Annotated in this window: 15 protein-coding genes and 2 pseudogenes; 13 read left to right on the top strand and 4 right to left on the bottom strand. The window is 64.7% G+C overall.

What is annotated here, in order from left to right; translation table 11 throughout:
• Nucleotides 1-66: 66 nt before the first annotated feature.
• Together ACQPXH_RS17420 and ACQPXH_RS17415 are read right to left on the bottom strand one after the other, a co-directional pair.
• Nucleotides 67-279 carry a hypothetical protein gene (locus ACQPXH_RS17420; protein WP_433597579.1) on the bottom strand — a complete coding sequence of 71 codons (213 nt, stop codon included), beginning with the start codon at nucleotides 277-279 and terminating at the stop codon, nucleotides 67-69.
• 94 nt (nucleotides 280-373) lie between these two features.
• On the bottom strand, nucleotides 374-640 hold the full coding sequence (locus ACQPXH_RS17415; protein WP_063038195.1) for a hypothetical protein: 267 nt from the start codon (nucleotides 638-640) through the stop codon (nucleotides 374-376).
• A 66-nt stretch (nucleotides 641-706) separates the two neighbouring features.
• Between ACQPXH_RS17415 and ACQPXH_RS17410 the strand changes: the two genes are divergently transcribed.
• Both ACQPXH_RS17410 and ACQPXH_RS17405 read left to right on the top strand, forming a co-directional pair.
• On the top strand, nucleotides 707-832 hold the full coding sequence (locus ACQPXH_RS17410) for an Rv1535 domain-containing protein (protein ID WP_433597578.1): 126 nt from the start codon (nucleotides 707-709) through the stop codon (nucleotides 830-832).
• A complete protein-coding gene (locus tag ACQPXH_RS17405; RefSeq protein WP_433597577.1) occupies nucleotides 799-1,146 on the top strand; it encodes a hypothetical protein in 348 nt (115 codons plus the stop codon). Before ACQPXH_RS17410 ends, ACQPXH_RS17405 begins: the two co-directional genes overlap by 34 nt.
• Nucleotides 1,147-1,454: 308 nt before the next feature.
• Here ACQPXH_RS17405 and ACQPXH_RS17400 read toward each other — a convergent pair whose 3' ends face one another.
• Entirely contained in the window at nucleotides 1,455-1,883 is a 429-nt protein-coding gene (locus tag ACQPXH_RS17400; RefSeq protein WP_433597576.1) for a hypothetical protein, read from the bottom strand.
• Nucleotides 1,884-2,199: 316 nt separating this feature from the next.
• Here ACQPXH_RS17400 and ACQPXH_RS17395 point away from each other — a divergent pair, with 316 nt between their 5' ends.
• The 6 genes and pseudogenes from ACQPXH_RS17395 to ACQPXH_RS17370 form a co-directional block, all read left to right on the top strand.
• Nucleotides 2,200-2,577: a phage tail protein gene (locus ACQPXH_RS17395; RefSeq protein WP_433597575.1), complete on the top strand. Its 378-nt coding sequence runs from the start codon at nucleotides 2,200-2,202 to the stop codon at nucleotides 2,575-2,577.
• An 878-nt stretch (nucleotides 2,578-3,455) separates the two neighbouring features.
• Nucleotides 3,456-4,070 (top strand): cutinase family protein, encoded by a 615-nt coding sequence (locus ACQPXH_RS17390; protein WP_433597574.1) that lies wholly within the window; start codon nucleotides 3,456-3,458, stop codon nucleotides 4,068-4,070.
• Nucleotides 4,071-5,517: 1,447 nt separating this feature from the next.
• The gene (locus ACQPXH_RS17385; RefSeq protein WP_433597573.1) at nucleotides 5,518-7,089 is read left to right on the top strand and encodes an HD domain-containing phosphohydrolase; all 1,572 of its coding nucleotides are present in this window, start codon (nucleotides 5,518-5,520) and stop codon (nucleotides 7,087-7,089) included.
• Between the two features lie 158 nt (nucleotides 7,090-7,247).
• Entirely contained in the window at nucleotides 7,248-7,997 is a 750-nt protein-coding gene (locus tag ACQPXH_RS17380; RefSeq protein ID WP_433597572.1) for a hypothetical protein, read from the top strand.
• Nucleotides 7,998-9,188: 1,191 nt separating this feature from the next.
• Nucleotides 9,189-9,796 (top strand): annotated as a pseudogene (locus ACQPXH_RS17375) (hypothetical protein); the annotation flags it as partial.
• Nucleotides 9,797-9,822: 26 nt separating this feature from the next.
• Nucleotides 9,823-10,094, top strand: a pseudogene (locus ACQPXH_RS17370) (histidine kinase); the annotation flags it as partial.
• A gap of 194 nt (nucleotides 10,095-10,288) precedes the next feature.
• Here ACQPXH_RS17370 and ACQPXH_RS17365 read toward each other — a convergent pair.
• Nucleotides 10,289-10,507, bottom strand: coding sequence for a hypothetical protein (locus ACQPXH_RS17365; RefSeq protein ID WP_433597571.1), 219 nt, complete (start codon nucleotides 10,505-10,507; stop codon nucleotides 10,289-10,291).
• Between the two features lie 1,418 nt (nucleotides 10,508-11,925).
• Here ACQPXH_RS17365 and ACQPXH_RS17360 point away from each other — a divergent pair.
• Genes ACQPXH_RS17360 through frdD form a run of 5 tightly spaced genes read left to right on the top strand, consistent with a single transcriptional unit; the run spans nucleotide 11,926 to nucleotide 15,413 of the window.
• On the top strand, nucleotides 11,926-12,159 hold the full coding sequence (locus ACQPXH_RS17360) for a hypothetical protein (protein ID WP_433597570.1): 234 nt from the start codon (nucleotides 11,926-11,928) through the stop codon (nucleotides 12,157-12,159).
• Nucleotides 12,160-12,182: 23 nt separating this feature from the next.
• Complete coding sequence (frdA, locus tag ACQPXH_RS17355) at nucleotides 12,183-13,925, top strand: fumarate reductase (quinol) flavoprotein subunit (protein ID WP_433597569.1); 1,743 nt, start codon at nucleotides 12,183-12,185, stop codon at nucleotides 13,923-13,925.
• A gap of 5 nt (nucleotides 13,926-13,930) precedes the next feature.
• Nucleotides 13,931-14,674, top strand: coding sequence for a succinate dehydrogenase iron-sulfur subunit (gene sdhB / locus ACQPXH_RS17350; protein ID WP_433597568.1), 744 nt, complete (start codon nucleotides 13,931-13,933; stop codon nucleotides 14,672-14,674).
• Nucleotides 14,671-15,063, top strand: coding sequence for a fumarate reductase subunit C (locus ACQPXH_RS17345; RefSeq protein ID WP_433597567.1), 393 nt, complete (start codon nucleotides 14,671-14,673; stop codon nucleotides 15,061-15,063). The genes sdhB and ACQPXH_RS17345 overlap by 4 nt, the downstream gene beginning before the upstream one ends.
• Entirely contained in the window at nucleotides 15,060-15,413 is a 354-nt protein-coding gene (gene frdD / locus ACQPXH_RS17340; protein WP_433597566.1) for a fumarate reductase subunit FrdD, read from the top strand. The genes ACQPXH_RS17345 and frdD overlap by 4 nt, the downstream gene beginning before the upstream one ends.
• Nucleotides 15,414-15,493 lie beyond the last annotated feature (80 nt).

Raw genomic sequence — 15,493 nt, 5'->3', positions numbered from 1 at the left:
CGCGGCCCACATCGGTTTCAATGTCGGCATTGCCTATGACGCTTGTGACGACTCGCGCGGCGCCTTTCACGTCGGGTCGAGCACGATCTTCACCGCGCTGTCGGTTTTCTGCTGGAACATCCGGCAGGCGTCGGGTGCCTCCGACAGTGGAAGCCGTTGCGTGGCAAAGGTTTCCACGCCGAGCGGATCGTCGTCGCCCAGGGCGTGATCCTGGTCAACGCGCCGACCCGGACCGCCGGCCTCGGGTCGGAAGGGATCACCGAGGTCGCCGCAGTTCACGTTCTGCGCTGCGCTACCAGCCCGGACTCGTGGTCATCTCCCGATTCGCGGCCCGGCCGGACACCGCCGAGAGGGATCTCACTGATGTGCTGATCTACGCGTCTTCGAGGGCTTCGCCGATCTCGTGGGCGACGCGGTTGTGCTGATTCTGCACCAGCCAGTGGCCGGTCGCGAGGACGACCGCGACGGGCCATTCGATGATCTCCGCGGCCGCTAGGGCGCCGAGGGCACCGTAGTACGCCAATTGTTCGGGCCGGGGAATGCGGACACGGCCGAGCACCGGCAGATCCACCGCGAAACCTTGGGCGGCCAGTACCCGGTCGACGGCGTTTCGGTGGCCGGTTGATGATTTTTCGGCCATGTGTTGCCTCCCGGTCATGGTGTGTTCGAGTATTCGACTCCTGGCATCCGCATAGTGTCCAGTGTGATGAGTAGTGGCGCGGGCGTTGGCTCTGATTCTTTGACGGGCGCATTGACGCAGGTGCTGACCGTGCCGTTGCGTGAGGTGTACGCGGTGCTGTGGCGGCTCGGGGTCATCGAGATCCTCGACTGATCCCGCTGGCGACCGCCCGCAGCGAACAGTCGGGAGCGACGGCGGTGGCGACGGCGGCGGTGGTGGCGGTGGTGGACAGGGCCTGCCACCATCCGATCGGCCCAGGGGTGACCCACGGCGTTCGCCGCCGCCGAAACCGCGTCGCCGGCCAGCGCGACGCCGTCGACCGGCCGGAGACCCGAATCGGACCGATGCGGCCGTTCGGCAGCCGCTACCACCGCGCACAGCTCGTCGACGACCGTCGGGTCGTCCACCTCGGCGATGACCCGGGACAGCGGATAGTTGAGCGCCGCCGAGGTCACGGCCCGATGTGAACGCACGGCGGCGAGCACCGCGGGACCCAGCTCGTCGCGCGGCTCGCGCCCGCCCAGGCCACGTACTTCGATCCAACAGCGGCGCTGGCCGCACCAACGACGCCGGACGGGCGCACCACCGAGCAGTTCCGATGCGGCTTCGGTGACCGCCTCGACCACCCGGCGATCGAGCACCGTGCGCACCGGCGAGGTGACCAGTTCCATACCCGCGGCAGCAGCGTCCGCGGCCGAACGCACACCCGCGCCGACGACGCGCGAGGGCAGGGAGGACGCGGTCCGTAACAGTAGGCCCAGGTCCACGTCGACGACTAACGCTTACTCGGTGAACGTCGTGCCCGAGTAGTGCTCTTGGGCGCGGAGGCCGCCTTCGTCGCAGTGGCGGGCCGTTTGGTCGCCTTCTGCGTGCGGGTAGGGGACTGTCCGGCGCGATCGCCGACGGCGGGTGCCGCCACTCGACCCGATCGCTGCCCGAGACGCTGGACCACCAGAGCGGCGCCGCCGACGCCCAGCAGCACCGGCCAGTCCACCAGCCCCGTGGCGCCGATCGCCGCCAATGTCAAAACCGCCGCCGGTGCCGAGTGGCTACCGCTGCCCAAGCCGTGTTTGACACCGGCCGCCGCACCTCGGATACCGCCGACGACGCCCTCGACAGCAGCGCCGCCCACGGCACCGGCCGCCGCCGTCGTTGCATCGGCCGTCCGCGTGATCACGTCCAGCACGCCATCGGAAATGTTCATCACCACTCCGTCGCGTTCACCTTATGGACATCAATGAGCAAACAGGAGTTTACCGCCAGGAAGCGGGGATAGCGCGACTTCAGATCCGAATGCTCAACGGCTGCGCCCTCGACAGTGGCTCTCACGTTACGAGGCAGCAATCCATCGAAGTCGCGTATACCGCATCGATCCGGAATGGCTCAAACGCCCGAGGACCCGACCAGAACCACAACGGGATTGGGCGAATTCGCACTACGGTGGCCCGGGCCACACCGTATTCTCGAGTGGCATTGCCTCATGAGAGAGAACCCAACGGTTACGAATTCAGGAGGTCGACATGCAAATCCAGGACAAGACCGACAGCCGTAGCTTCGCCATCGATCTGGGCGATTTCAGGGTAGAAACGGTGCAGGACGTGAGGGGTCTCAGCACGCCGTCGGAGGGAACGTTGGGGGAGGTGCGGATAACACGGGGGCTTGATCGGAGCAAAGCGTTCACCGACTGGATCGAGCGAACGCTGGCCGACGGCGGCGTGGACTCCGCCAGAGAGGACATCACGATCACCGTGATGGACGCTGATATGAAGCCTGGTCGGCGGATTCGCTTGCTGCGTGCCTTGCCGACGAGTTGGACGGAGCCTTCGCTCGGCGCCGAGAATGCGGAGCTGGCGAATGAGAGCGTCACTGTCGCCTACGAAGAGATGAGAATCGAGTAGCACCGTTCGCTCGGCGTCGTTTCCGCGACTAGCCCGGTCTTCGGCGCCGGATCGGCCCGCGCTGTTCTGCGGCGGGCCGACTCGGCGGTCCATCATTTGCGAACTGGCGCCGCCGCGTCCACCTGCACGATCCCGCCCAGTTCCTCGGCGAGGCTGTCGCTGGGATCCCGCGCCTGATCCGCGTATGTCTGCGGCCGATGGGCGCATACGCACCGACCGGGATTCCGATGTCGAAGCCGCCACTGCTCGAGTCCCGTGCGACCTGCGAGCGATGTGCCGAGTGAAATGTTCAGCCGTGGCGTTCGAATTCGGGATAGCGCGCGCCGAGTTCGCTTGCCGAATCGGCCTACGCGTCGGCGATGGCGTCGAGCTTGTGTAGCGAGGCGCCGTGTGCGAGAGCAGTTGGGGCGTAAGCAGCTTCAGGAGATCGATGCGCGGATGATCGAGTTGCGCAAGACGGCACCACGATCGCCCGCGCGCCTTCAGCAGTGAAGAAGGAAACGATCATGACCTGTGCCAACCTGCGAGCGCGACGAGCTGGGAATCCGGCCCGGTTCGAAGGTTTGGGTTGATTTACCGGAAAGGGTTGGTCAGCGGCCGCCTTGTGAACACCTCATCTCAAAAGTGCACCGCGACAACCATTCCCCGCAGCCATGTCCCGTGACATTCGACCATCGAAGCCCGAGCAACGAAGAGTATGTCGCCCGGGGGCGGACGGATTCGCTTCGCGGATCATGGCCTCCGACATTGCGTTACGGACAATATATCGATGGCCTGCGTAACTATTTCGCCAGAAAGCAAGAACGCGAGCAACTTCTGGGTACTCCCGACACAAGCCGGGCTGGCCCCGGAGGCACGATAAATTAAGAAGTACGACCATGCGTAGAGCAACGGCGCTCTTCGCCGCATTACTGTTGGCAATCATCCTTTCCTTCACCAACGAGATGGGGCCGAAGGCTCACGCCGACAACTGTATTGGCGACTGGGCCATCGGTATCGGCGGTCTCGGTGACAACACCTCGTCGGTGTTCATCCCATTTGTGGATCAACCTGTCGGCTACAATTCGCTCGACCCGATGTCGGGACTGAACGAACTCGACCGCTTGTTCTGGCTGCATCGCAGCGAATGTCCGGACGACCACATCAGGCTGATCGGGCACAGCGAGGGCGCGGGCATCGTCCACGCCTGGGTCACCGCCCACCAGAATGTCGGCAATGCCAACGCTATTCTCCTGTCGGATCCCAAGCGAGCCCCCGGGCCTGGTTGGGGTGGCCTGTCGTCGACTCCCGGGAGTGGGATCGTCGGTTATCCGCTGGCCGGTGTCGACGACTGGTTCGGCGACTTCCCGGTACTGACGGTGTGCAACCACGACGACCAGATCTGCGACACCTCGGCCGGATGGTGGGGCTATCTGTTCGGGGGTGCGCATGGTCGTTACGATTTCAATGTGTGGGACTACGGTGATTGGGATTCCGGTATCTGGTATCGGTAGCCGGTGATTCGTGGGGATCAGTAGCCTTGTGGCACTGGTCCCCATTGGCTGAACCCGTGCCCCATCGATGTGCATACTGCCGCACCTTGATAGGTGATTTGGCAATTCGCTCCGGCATATGTGATCGAATACTGTGGGTCGTGGTAACTCGCGGGTGTGATGCGCGGTAGCGGCGGATTCCCGCCTGGCACAGTGTGACTGCCGTTGGAGTTCCACTGAGGATGTGCCGGCCACATGGTCGAGTCGATTATGACGGCCGGCACATTCGGCATCGGAACCTGCATTCCGGCATACAGCACATTCATGGACGGTGCCGGGACTGCGAGGTCGCAGCCCACTGTGCCGTCCGCGCCGATCGAGCAGTTCCAACTGCCCATGGCGAAATACGCTGTGTCACCCACCAGTAATGGGCCAGGTTCATCATCGGCGTGCGCGGTGCTCACCGCGACCAGACACGCGAGTGTACCGAGAATTCCTCCGCAAACCCTTGCAGCGGCGACGCTTCCGGCCATTGACACGACATCTCCCTCGATGCGCGGCGAGTATGAGATCTAATCGATCATATAGAAAAACTATCACCAAACAGTGCAATGGCAAGAGGGCCTGTCAAGGGGGCTTCCGTGGTAATCGCGGCCCCGCTCACGCTAATCGGCACGCGGTGGTTTGTGGTCCAGCCGGATACCCCTGTCGGACAAGCGATCAGAAGCCGCCGGCCGACAACGCATCCACCCGCATCAACGAATATCCTGAGGTTACCGGGCGATGCCGGACCGCTCACGATCGGTGAACACCGCTGACGGTCAACGGTTTTCGGTGGCAGGTCCGCGCAATGCCGCGTCGGCGTCCTTGGCGTCGAGCCGATCATCGAGGACGAGCAGAGCGTCCCGAACCCGGATACGGCCTCGCGTTCTTCGGCCCCCGCTGCGGCAGGCTCGGCTGACGGTCTGCCGGAGGCGCACCTGATCCGGTGCCTGGGTGCCGTCACGGGCGCGCACCCGATCCAGTCCGGCGCCGGATACGGCCCACCCGTCACGGCCAGCCGCCGCCGATTGGTGGCAGCAAGGCCGGGCTTATCATCGGCGGCGTCATCCTGCTGGTGGTGGTTTGCATAGGTGTGGTCGGGTTGCTGGATCCGCGGCGGGACGAGAGCGTCGTGCCCGCGGGCGCCACGGCGACGTCGGTGCAGGGCAACGCGGCGCCGACGATCCATGCGATGAGCACGATCACCAATGCGTGCGATCTCGTCGACCCAACACCGTTGACCAAATGGTCGTCGACTCCCAAGAGCGCCCCGCACCACATGGGCCTATGTGGTGTGCGTACAGGACGGCAACGTCTGGGTGCGGGGCAAGGTCGACCTGAGCCGGGAGGATAAGGGTGGGCCTGTGGCGAGAGCATCCTGTCCGGGATCAAACGCTGTGCACGCGGACACGCCTATGCTCGCAACATGACGCGTCACGCTCGGGACTCGGGTGTTTCGCTGGCCGCGCTACTGGCCGCGTTCTCGTTTGCGATGGATCTCGGCCTGGGCCAGCCGATGGCACATGTGCTGCGGTCGTGGCGGCTGGCTTCGCGGCTCGGAGAGCGAGTCGGGTTGAGCGCCGAGGAGCGGTCCGACCTGTACTACACCGCGGTTTTGGCGTGGACCGGTTGTGTGGCCGACGCACCCGAGGTGGCCGCGTGGTTCGGCGATGACATCGCTTTTCGCGCGGACAGCTACAAATTGGATTTGCGCGGGGCGAGCGGGGCGGTGTTCTTCCTGTCGCACGCGGGGTCCTCGGGACCGTTCGCGCAGCGGGTGCGCAAGACGGTGACGATCGCGGCGAAGGGCGGCCGCGATATCGAGCGGGGGTTGATGTCGCACTGCCTGACCACGTCGACGATGGCGGAACGGCTCGGGCTCGGCCCGACTGTCGGGGACTCGCTGCGGCAGTTCTTCGCGAGATGGGACGGAAAGGGCGTGCCGGGTGGTGTCGCCGGGGAACGAATCGGGCTCGGTATGCGGCTGTTCCATCTCGCCGATGTCGTCGAGGTGCTGCACCGTAGTGCTGGAATCGATGCCGCGATCGAGGTCGCCCGTTCGCGGCGTGGGACGCAGTTCGATCCGGCCGTGGTGGACGCATTCTGTGCCTCGGCCCGTGACCTGCTGGCGGATGCGGAAGTCGAGCCGGACTATGGGGAGCTCATTGCCGCCGATCCGGCGCTGCGGCGGAATCTCACCGGTGCGGAACTGGATTCGGCACTCGAGGTGATCGCCGACTTCACCGATCTGCGCTCGCCCTACAGGGCAGGCCATTCTCGTGGTGTAGCCGATCTCGCCGGTCGGGCCGCGGCCGTGGCCGGGTTCCCCGAAGCCGATATGACGTTGGTGCGTCGCGCGGCGTTGTTGCACGATATCGGGTTACACGGTGTTCCGGCCACCATTTTGGACAAGCCGGGAGCGCTGAGCCTGACCGAACTCGAGCGGCTCCGGATGAACTCGTACTACACCGAGCGGGTGCTGGCCCGCCCGGCCGCGCTGTCTCGCATCGGGGCTATCGCGGCCCTGGCCTACGAGCGCCTCGACGGCTCCGGAGCGCATCGCGGGCTGACCGGACCGTCGATCCCAGTGTCGGCGCGCCTGCTGGCGGCGGCTGATACATATCGGGCCATGACCGAGCCGCGTCCGTATCGAGATGCCTTGCCACCCAAGCAGATTCTCGCCGAACTGCGTGCCGAGGTGCGCCGCGGTCGACTCGACGCGGCGGCGGTCGACGCTGTCCTCGCGGCAGCGGGACAGCCGCGCCATCGCCACCGCGGCGGCCCGGACGGTCTGACACCGCGCGAGCTCGAGGTCCTCGTGCTTATCGCGCGGGGTGCCTCGACCCGGCACGTCGCACGCACCCTGGGCATCACCCCGAAAACGGCAGGCACCCACATCGAACGCATCTACGTCAAGACCGGATCGTCGACTCGAGCGACCGCCACTCTCTACGCGGTTCAGCACGGCTTACTGGACACGCTGGCCACCGATTCGTAGGGAGAACACCCGACGACATGCATAGCCGTCGCGCCTAGCGTTCGTTTCATGATCCGTTCTGCCGTCCGGCGGCAATGCATGAAGTGAGGTTTCGCGATGTCAAGAGCCGTTGCCACCACATTCAGCTACTCAGGCGCGCAGCGCCGGAGGTGAGTACCATGTTAGATTTGGCATCCCAGTTGACCGACCTGCCGGAATACCGGGGCCACGCGCCGTGGCCCGGCCACGAATACGTCAAGGGCTGGGGCGTTTTCGGCCTTCCCTTCGACAGCGGCCACATCCTGGCCTTGCGGGTCTTCCCCGAAAACGACTTCGGCCCATACAAAACAGTCTGGCACCGCGACCCCGATGGCCGATGGTCGATCTTCGTCGACGGCGACCGGCTGGAGACCGCCTGCCCCCGCTACTACGGTCCCGCGTGTGCCTACACCGGTTTCGCCACGATTCGAGTGGCGTGGACCGGACCGGCTTCGCTGCGAATCACCGTCGACGAACCCGCGCTGGACTGGACGTTGACCGCGCACGAGACTACGGCGCTGCATATGCTCAACGCCGTCGGAGGGCGTCTGCCGCTTGCCACCTGGCGGTCGCGTTCGCTGGTGCGTGCCCGGGAAATGATCGCCGCCGCACTGGGTTTGGGTCATCTGAGCATGGCGGGTGTCATGCCGAGCGGCCACGTCGGAATCCTCATGCCCCAGCAGATGTACCTGATAACGCAGTCGACGGCCGTGCTGGACGGCCGCGACCTCGGACATCCCGCACGCCTGGATACGAACCCGGTCATAGGCGATGTCGCCCTGCCCGCGCGCGGCGTGGTCGCTATCGGCCAGGCGATGTGGCAGGCCCTCGCCCCGACCGAAAGTAATTCGGGCCCTGGCAATCTCACGCCGGAGCCCCACTCACGGTAATCGGGCGTATCCGATGAGCACGTCCATCCGGTAGCTCGATGTCGTGGACTCGGCAAACGAAGTCACGCCGATGTCCGAGCAGGTCGCACCAGATCCGGGTCCGGGGTGTCCGGTGAGGGACGGTCTGCCCCGCGACGTAGCTTGGACGGGACAGCCAGTAGATCGGCGGCCGCGGTCGCCGCCATCACCTGGCCCAGCCACGCCGCCACGCCTCAGCGAGGATGTCTCCAGGGTAAGTTCAATACAGAATGCGCTGGGGGAGAAGCAGTTGCGATAGGGGGTGCGGAACCGGTAGCGCTGAGCGCAGCGCCGTCGGCCGCCGACCCGGCATCGTTGGTGCCAGGCCACAGCCCTGGTGAAACCTCTGCTGCGATCGGGGCCACGGTTCTACAGGCCGCGCCTGACTGTGCAGCGCCGAGCTTCGGCATCGGGCTGGACACATCCGGCCCATGAAGGGATGTACCAACTCAGTTGATGCAGCAGGGCGGTGAACCGGTTCTCGAGCACTGCGGAGGGGACCGGACCACTACAACAGAACCAGACCCGCATCGGCCGATTCGTCGACATGAAGCCAGTCGGTAAACCGCTGCGTGATAGCCGTGCCTTCGCTACGATTCTGCTTGCTCCGGTGAATCGGAAGGCCATAGGCGGCAGGCGCACCCACGTAGCTGCCGTTCGCTGTACACCGGACAGGGCTCTCGCTGGAGATCGAGTCCCTGTCGCGGTGCCAACACCATCAGCCTGGCAAGGGAGCCAGTATGAAGCGAAACGACGTAGCTATCCCCGCAGTCGAACTGCTCTCGCATATCCACGCCGCGGGCTTCGCCTCCGTGGACCATTTCATCGCGACGCTACGTGTTGACCCGCTGGCCGATACAACCCGGCTACCACCCCTCGCTTTGTCACTACCTTCTCGCCCCGGACGGCACCGCAAGTAAGGCTGCCGCGCCCATTCGGTCTTGTCGGCCAGCCATCCTCGCGATAATCAGGTCGGCGAACGCCTCGAGCGACCGTCGTCGTGCGCGCACACCGCGTGCCTCTGGGATCGCCGGGCAACTTCGGCGCACTCGAGGTCCCTTTCGGCACGAGGTCACCGAGGCTGTGGATTGGGCAGTGTCGGCGCGAGCAGGTGTGGTGCTGGTGCGCGCGGCGATGTTGAGCAGATCACGTTCGCAGACCCGGGCTGGCTGTGCGGTGAAGGTGGTCGATCCGGCCGTGACGTGGAGTGAGCTGGCGGCGGTCGTCTATGGCGTGGTGCTGGAGGACGTGACACCGAGTCCGTCGCGGCCCAACCGATTTGTTCGCCTTGGCCGATGCTCTGGCCGATGCGGTCGGCGCCGCGGTCACGATCGAGGACCGGCTGTCTCGGGTGCCGGCCTACTCGACGTTGCAGCAGGACGCTGATCGGGCGATGACGGCGCGGCGCTGGATCACCGGGCTGCGCGACGCCTTGCCCAAGCGGATGAGTGTGTCAGCCGGCATCAGCACAGGAGCTGGGGCAATGGAGCTGGCGGTGGCGCACCAAGAGGCCGACGAGTGTCTTGTACTGCACGAGAGTGTCCAACTCAGCGGCGAGCCGCCCGCCTATGACGAATCGTGGCACGCCATTCTGCTGCAACGCTTGCGCACCGCCGCCCGATCCGGTTGCGTCCTCGCACGCGGTCCCGTTGCCGAGCTCCGGCCAGTACGACCACGCGTTCTCCACTCAGTATTTGGTGACGCTGCAGGCGTGGTCGGAGGCGCGGGGCGACGCGGTCGAGGCAGGCGAGCGCCTCGGCGTACACGAGAACACGGTGCGCAACCCCGCGGAAGATAGGCGATGTACGGACTGGTGGTCGGCATCCTCAGCCGCAGTGACCTACTGCGATTGATGCTCGAGCCGGACGAAAGGACAGCGGTAGAAGTCCAGAAGCGCCTGGACGACTACACAGGCGACGATGCTGGCGGGCCACCGTCGACGAAGGCCGCGTCACGTTCGGAGGCCGGTTCGCCGATGAGTCCGAACGCCGCGTCGCCATCGCACTGGCCAACACTGTATCCGGCACGCGGGCAGGGTCCACAAACCATGCGAACCAGTCCTCGAGGCGGCAGGAGTAACCGATCCGGCACACTACGTTGGCGAGCACCGCGCAGAATCTGCCGGACAGCGATGAGCGAAATGCACCGGCACTGCGATCAGACGTACAAGTGACCGGGAGTCCGTACGATCACTTTGCGCGGCTACGAGCTAGCCGAAGCATCCTCGGAACCGCTGCGGATAGGTGCCGCGACAACACCCCGCGATTCGAACTTCACACACTTGCCCGCATCCGGTCGATTCCTTCGTACCAGTGGTCGTGCAGTGTTCGCCAGTCCTCGGCGGCGGTACGTGTCCACTTCATTTGCAGCTCCGTCGCAGCCAATGCGGGTTTCTCTCGCTCGACTTCGTTCTCCGCGTGCGCTGCGCGCTCGACCAGTTCGGTCCAGCGATCGAAATCCTGATGTAGTGCTTCTTCGACCTTCTTGTGCATGGCCAACTCCTTTGGTGACTATAGTGATCTTGTTCTCTGAATCTGCCTTCTAGATCACGTGCTCGGCTCGCCGGCGATTGAATCCGTTTGCCCTGGGCTTCGCGCCCGAGGCGAGGGCGACGGCAATATTTTTGATTTCAGCTCGGTCACAGTTTACGCACAGTCGGTTAACGATGCATAGAGCGAGAGTGCGAGATATTCCAGTACATCGCAGGTACGCCACCCTTTCGTCGCATATGCGGGGATGTTGCTGCGGATTTCCGATCGTAGCGATCCGCTGCCGCGATTGCTGAGCCGCGCATCGCCGCCCGCTATCGCCGTGGGCGCGTCGACACCGAACCAACTGTGGTGATCACTCCACTGGAGTTCGACCCGCCCGCCGCGTGACGGTTCTCACATCGACCGCTGCGGCTTCCGAGCAACGACATATGGCCAGGTCCGGCCGATCGGCATGCGGTGACCAAGGGGTATTCCCACGCCACCCGCTCGCTGGTCCGGTCAGAGGAATTTCAGCATGGCGAACTGGTTCTGGCACAAGGTTTTTGGCGGCATCGGGGATCGAGTTGTGCGTTGAACAGGAGTCGGCGACCACGCTGCATGACGTGAGCGCGGTCGAGCGGTCGCTCTGGGGATCGGCTCGAGAACGACTGGCAGCGACTCCACGCGATCGACTGCTCTGTACTGCCGTCGCGTTCAGGGCGACCCTCGACTGCGCAGTCGGCGATCTGTGGTCGAGTTCGGCTCACCGGAACTCGACCATCGCCACGCTGCGCATCGATGGGACGCGGCATTTCCCATGTCCTTCGTGAATAACAGCCCGGGATCCGGGCCCGAGGTCGTCGAGGCTGCCGCGGATCGCTCGATCCGGGCAGCGGCGAACCGGCAGCCCTATGCGCCGGTTCGTGATCTGATCGGCACCACCGTCGTCGGCGCCGCCCTTTGTCGTCCAGGAGCGCCTGACCGCCGCCCGGCTCGACGCCGGCACGATCATGGTCGGCCGGAAGATCGGTCTGACCTCACCGGCAGTGCAGGCCCAGCGCGGCGTCGACCGGCCGGACTTCGGCCTCCTCTTCGCCGACATGCAGTGCTCGGAGGAGCAGGTCGTGGCGATGGACCGGCTGCTCCAACCGAAGGTCCGGGCCGTCGCGGATCCTCGATGCTCAGCATTCGGCCCACTCTCAGCAAACCTGCGATCGGCTCAGCCTGGCACCGAACTCGATCTGACGCTCAGGCGTGCTATCTCGTTGACGGGCGTTGAAAACGCTGGATGGTCTTGTCGCGCAAGGAGATTCGACTGAAGTGGCGGGTAGCTACGTCCGGCAGGCCGAAATGCCTCCTGCGGCCTCGGTGCGATGCGCGTAAACTTATTTGCCGACACCTATCAATCAGGTGTGCCACCGGGTTGCCGGGAGGTGGAAATGCTCAGTGCCACCGAGCAGTTCAGCAAGGAATGCGCCCCGTGCGGGAAACTGAGGGGCGGGGCTCGCCACCGCGAAGACGACGACGCGGGCTTGGTCATCGACGATATGACTTACGACTGTGGCTGCCGCCGGATTCGGCACGTATTCCACGACGGCAGCGTTCGGATCAGAACGGTCCGCCATGACGGCAAGATCCTGATGGACGAGCAAAGCGCCGACTTCGAGGCCTGACCGACCACACCCCGGGTGGCACCATGACCGCTTTTCACGATGTCGTGATCGTTGGCGGAGGTGGCGCGGGTTTGCGTGCGGCGATCGCCATCGCGGAACACAACCCGCAGTTGACCATCGCGATCGTTTCCAAGGTCTATCCGATGCGCAGCCACACCGTCTCCGCCGAGGGTGGCGCCGCCGCAGTCGCCGGTCGCGACGACACCATCGACGAGCACGCATACGACACGATTTCCGGCAGCGATTGGCTCTGTGACCAAGACGCTGTCGAGGCCTTCGTCGAGGAGGCACCGCGGGAGCTGCTCCAACTGGAGCACTGGGGCTGCCCTTGGAGCCGCCGGTCGGATGGACACATCGCGGTACGGGCGTTCGGCGGCATGAAGAATCTCCGCACCTGGTTCGCAGCCGACAAGACCGGTTTTCACTTGCTGCACACCCTGTTCCAGACCACGCTGTCCTATCCGGACATCGTCAGGTACGACGAGTGGTTCGCGACAACATTGCTCGTCGACGACGAAAAGGTGGGTGGCATCGTAGCCATAGAACTGGCCACCGGACGCATCGAAACCATTCACGCCAACGCGGTCATCGTATGCACCGGTGGCTGCGGCCGGGTGTATCCGTTCACCACCAACGCCAATATCAAGACCGGCGACGGTATGGCGCTGGCATACCGGGCAGGCGCGCCGCTCAAGGATATGGAGTTCGTCCAGTACCACCCGACCGGCCTTCCGTTCACCGGCATTCTGATCACCGAGGCGACGCGCGCTGAGGGCGGTTGGCTGCTCAATAAAGACGGTTACCGCTACTTGCAGGATTACGACCTCGGGACGCCATCACCGGTGCCGGTATTGCGAAGTATGGAGCTGGGGCCACGCGACCGGCTGTCACAGGCCTTCGTGCACGAACTCGACAAGGGCCGGACCATCGCCACGCCATACGGACCGGTCGTGCATCTCGACATACGCCACCTCGGTGCGGATCTCATCGACACGAAGCTGCCGTTCGTGCGCGAGCTGTGCTCGAAATACCAGAACATCGACCCGGTCCGGGAGCTGATCCCGGTGCGCCCCGTCGTCCACTACATGATGGGCGGCGTCCACACCGATATCCATGGCGCGACACCACTGGCGGGGCTGTACGCCGCTGGGGAGGTTGCCTGCGTCAGTATCAACGGCGCCAACCGGCTCGGGTCGAATTCCCTTCCCGAGTTGCTGGTCTTCGGTGCGCGAGCCGGTCGCGCCGCCGCCGAGTACGCGAGTTCGGCCACAGCCGCCCGGTCGCCGGCGGTCATGGCGCGAGGTCGCGCCGAACAGGATCGGCTGGAACGGGATCTCACGCGGCACGCCGAGGGATCCGAACGAATCGCACGCATCCGCACCGAGATGCAGGAGACGATGGAGACCAGTGCTGGGATCTACCGCGACGGCGACTCTCTCGCCGCGGCTGTCGACAGGCTGCGCGAGCTGCGCGATCGGTTCGGCAGCGCTTGCCTCGATGACCACAGCCGGGCGTTCAACACCGAGTTGGTGGCGATGCTGGAGTTGTCGTGCATGCTCGATGTGGCGGAGTGCATCATCGGCTGCGCGCTGGCGCGGGAGGAATCCCGGGGTGCGCACCAACGAACCGATTTCCCCGCCAGAAACGACCAGCGTTTCCTGGCCCATTCGGTGATCCATCGGGCGCCGGACGGTTCGGGCCGAGTCTCGCACCTCCCGGTAACGATCACCCGCTGGCCTCCTGGCGAACGCGTATACGGGAGGTGAGTGTGATGGAGGACCGGATAACCGTGCAAGTCGCGCGGTACCGACCGGATCGAGACGACGAACCGGTACTGCAGTCGTATGAAGTTCCGCTGCGCCGGGATTGGACCGTGCTCGACGGCCTCAATTACATCAAGGACTACCTCGACGGAACGGTGTCTTACCGCTGGTCCTGCCGGATGGGCATCTGCGGTAGTTGCGGCATGACAGTCAACGGCGAGCCACAACTGAGCTGCGCCACCTTCCTGACCGATTTCGCACCGGGGCCGGTGCGAGTCGAGCCATTGCGCAACTTCCCGGTGATCCGGGATCTCGTCGTAGAGATCGGCGACTTCATGCACAAGCTGACCGCGGTGAAGCCATGGCTGATCAGGGAGGAACCCGGGCGACTCGAAGACGGCGAGTACCTGCAATCGCCGCTCGAAATGGACGACTACAAGAAGTACAGCATGTGTATCAACTGCATGCTCTGCTACTCGGCTTGTCCCGTCTACGCGCTCGATCCCGTGTTCCTCGGTCCGGCGGCGATCGCACTGGCCCAACGGTACAACCTCGACTCGCGCGATGAGGGAGCCGGAGATCGGCGCGACGTTCTCGCGTCGGCCGAGGGAGTTTGGTCCTGCACCCTTGTCGGTGAGTGCACTACCGCGTGCCCGAAGGGGGTCGACCCGGCTGGGGCGATCCAACGCTACAAGCTCACCGCGGCAACGCAATCGCTGCGCGACTTCCTCATGCCTTGGCGGGCACGATGACCACGACACCCCGGTTGTATCGAAAGCCGATCTCCCGGTTCTGGTGGGTGCGACGCCGCTCGTACCTGATCTTCGTCCTGCGCGAACTCAGCAGTTTGTTTGTCGCCTGGTTCGTGGTGTACCTCCTGCTTCTGGTCAACGCGGTGAGTTCAGGAAGCGAGCAGTACCAGCGGTTTCTGAACTGGAGTGCCGGCCCGGGGGTGCTCGCGCTGAATCTGATCGCCCTGCTGTTCGTGCTCATGCACACCGTCACCTGGTTCAACCTCGCGCCCAAGGCGATGGTGGTGCACGTGCGGAGCCGACCCGTCGCGCCGGTCGTGGTCCTCGGGCTGCACTACCTACTGTGGGGTCTGCTGACGGTGATCGTGCTGTTGGTGGTGCTGCGATGACGAAAAGGAAGTCCCTGGAACCGTTGGGGTGGCTGATGTTCAGCGCCGGCGGGATGGCCGCGGCGCTGCTCATACCTGTGCTGCTGTTTCTGTTCGGCCTCGCCTTCCCGCTGGGTTGGCTTCCCGAGCCGGACCACGCATACCTGCTCTCGGTGTTGCGTCATCCTCTCACCCGGCTGGTCCTTTTCGGACTATGTGTGCTGGCTCTATTCCATTGGGCACACCGCTTCCGGTACATGCTGTACGACGGCTTGCGGCTGAAGCGGTTCAGCGCGTTGATCATCGTGGTCTGCTACGGCGCCGCCGTCATCGGCTCGGCAACGGCCGCTTACCTTCTGCTCCGCGTCTAGCCCGCGTGCGTGTGGCCTTGTTTGTTTCCATCCGCCATCGTGCCTGGTCACGGGTAGTTCACTAACTCGACTCTCGCGAT

The organism is Nocardia sp. CA-135953 (assembly GCF_050955735.1).
Taxonomy (GTDB): domain Bacteria; phylum Actinomycetota; class Actinomycetes; order Mycobacteriales; family Mycobacteriaceae; genus Nocardia.
The sequence above is the reverse complement of the archived record's forward strand: the minus strand, read 5'-3'. Positions and strand labels throughout refer to the sequence as shown.

What these genes read in the sequence shown, in the direction of transcription:
- ACQPXH_RS17400 (WP_433597576.1), bottom strand. Translation starts at nt 1,883, where the DNA reads ATGAACATTTCCGATGGCGTGCTGGACGTGATCACGCGGACGGCCGAT.
- ACQPXH_RS17395 (WP_433597575.1), top strand. Translation starts at nt 2,200, where the DNA reads ATGCAAATCCAGGACAAGACCGACAGCCGTAGCTTCGCCATCGATCTG.
- ACQPXH_RS17415 (WP_063038195.1), bottom strand. Translation starts at nt 640, where the DNA reads ATGGCCGAAAAATCATCAACCGGCCACCGAAACGCCGTCGACCGGGTA.
- frdA (WP_433597569.1), top strand. Translation starts at nt 12,183, where the DNA reads ATGACCGCTTTTCACGATGTCGTGATCGTTGGCGGAGGTGGCGCGGGT.
- ACQPXH_RS17380 (WP_433597572.1), top strand. Translation starts at nt 7,248, where the DNA reads ATGTTAGATTTGGCATCCCAGTTGACCGACCTGCCGGAATACCGGGGC.
- ACQPXH_RS17410 (WP_433597578.1), top strand. Translation starts at nt 707, where the DNA reads ATGAGTAGTGGCGCGGGCGTTGGCTCTGATTCTTTGACGGGCGCATTG.
- ACQPXH_RS17390 (WP_433597574.1), top strand. Translation starts at nt 3,456, where the DNA reads ATGCGTAGAGCAACGGCGCTCTTCGCCGCATTACTGTTGGCAATCATC.
- sdhB (WP_433597568.1), top strand. Translation starts at nt 13,931, where the DNA reads ATGGAGGACCGGATAACCGTGCAAGTCGCGCGGTACCGACCGGATCGA.
- frdD (WP_433597566.1), top strand. Translation starts at nt 15,060, where the DNA reads ATGACGAAAAGGAAGTCCCTGGAACCGTTGGGGTGGCTGATGTTCAGC.
- ACQPXH_RS17345 (WP_433597567.1), top strand. Translation starts at nt 14,671, where the DNA reads ATGACCACGACACCCCGGTTGTATCGAAAGCCGATCTCCCGGTTCTGG.
- ACQPXH_RS17385 (WP_433597573.1), top strand. Translation starts at nt 5,518, where the DNA reads ATGACGCGTCACGCTCGGGACTCGGGTGTTTCGCTGGCCGCGCTACTG.
- ACQPXH_RS17360 (WP_433597570.1), top strand. Translation starts at nt 11,926, where the DNA reads ATGCTCAGTGCCACCGAGCAGTTCAGCAAGGAATGCGCCCCGTGCGGG.
- ACQPXH_RS17365 (WP_433597571.1), bottom strand. Translation starts at nt 10,507, where the DNA reads ATGCACAAGAAGGTCGAAGAAGCACTACATCAGGATTTCGATCGCTGG.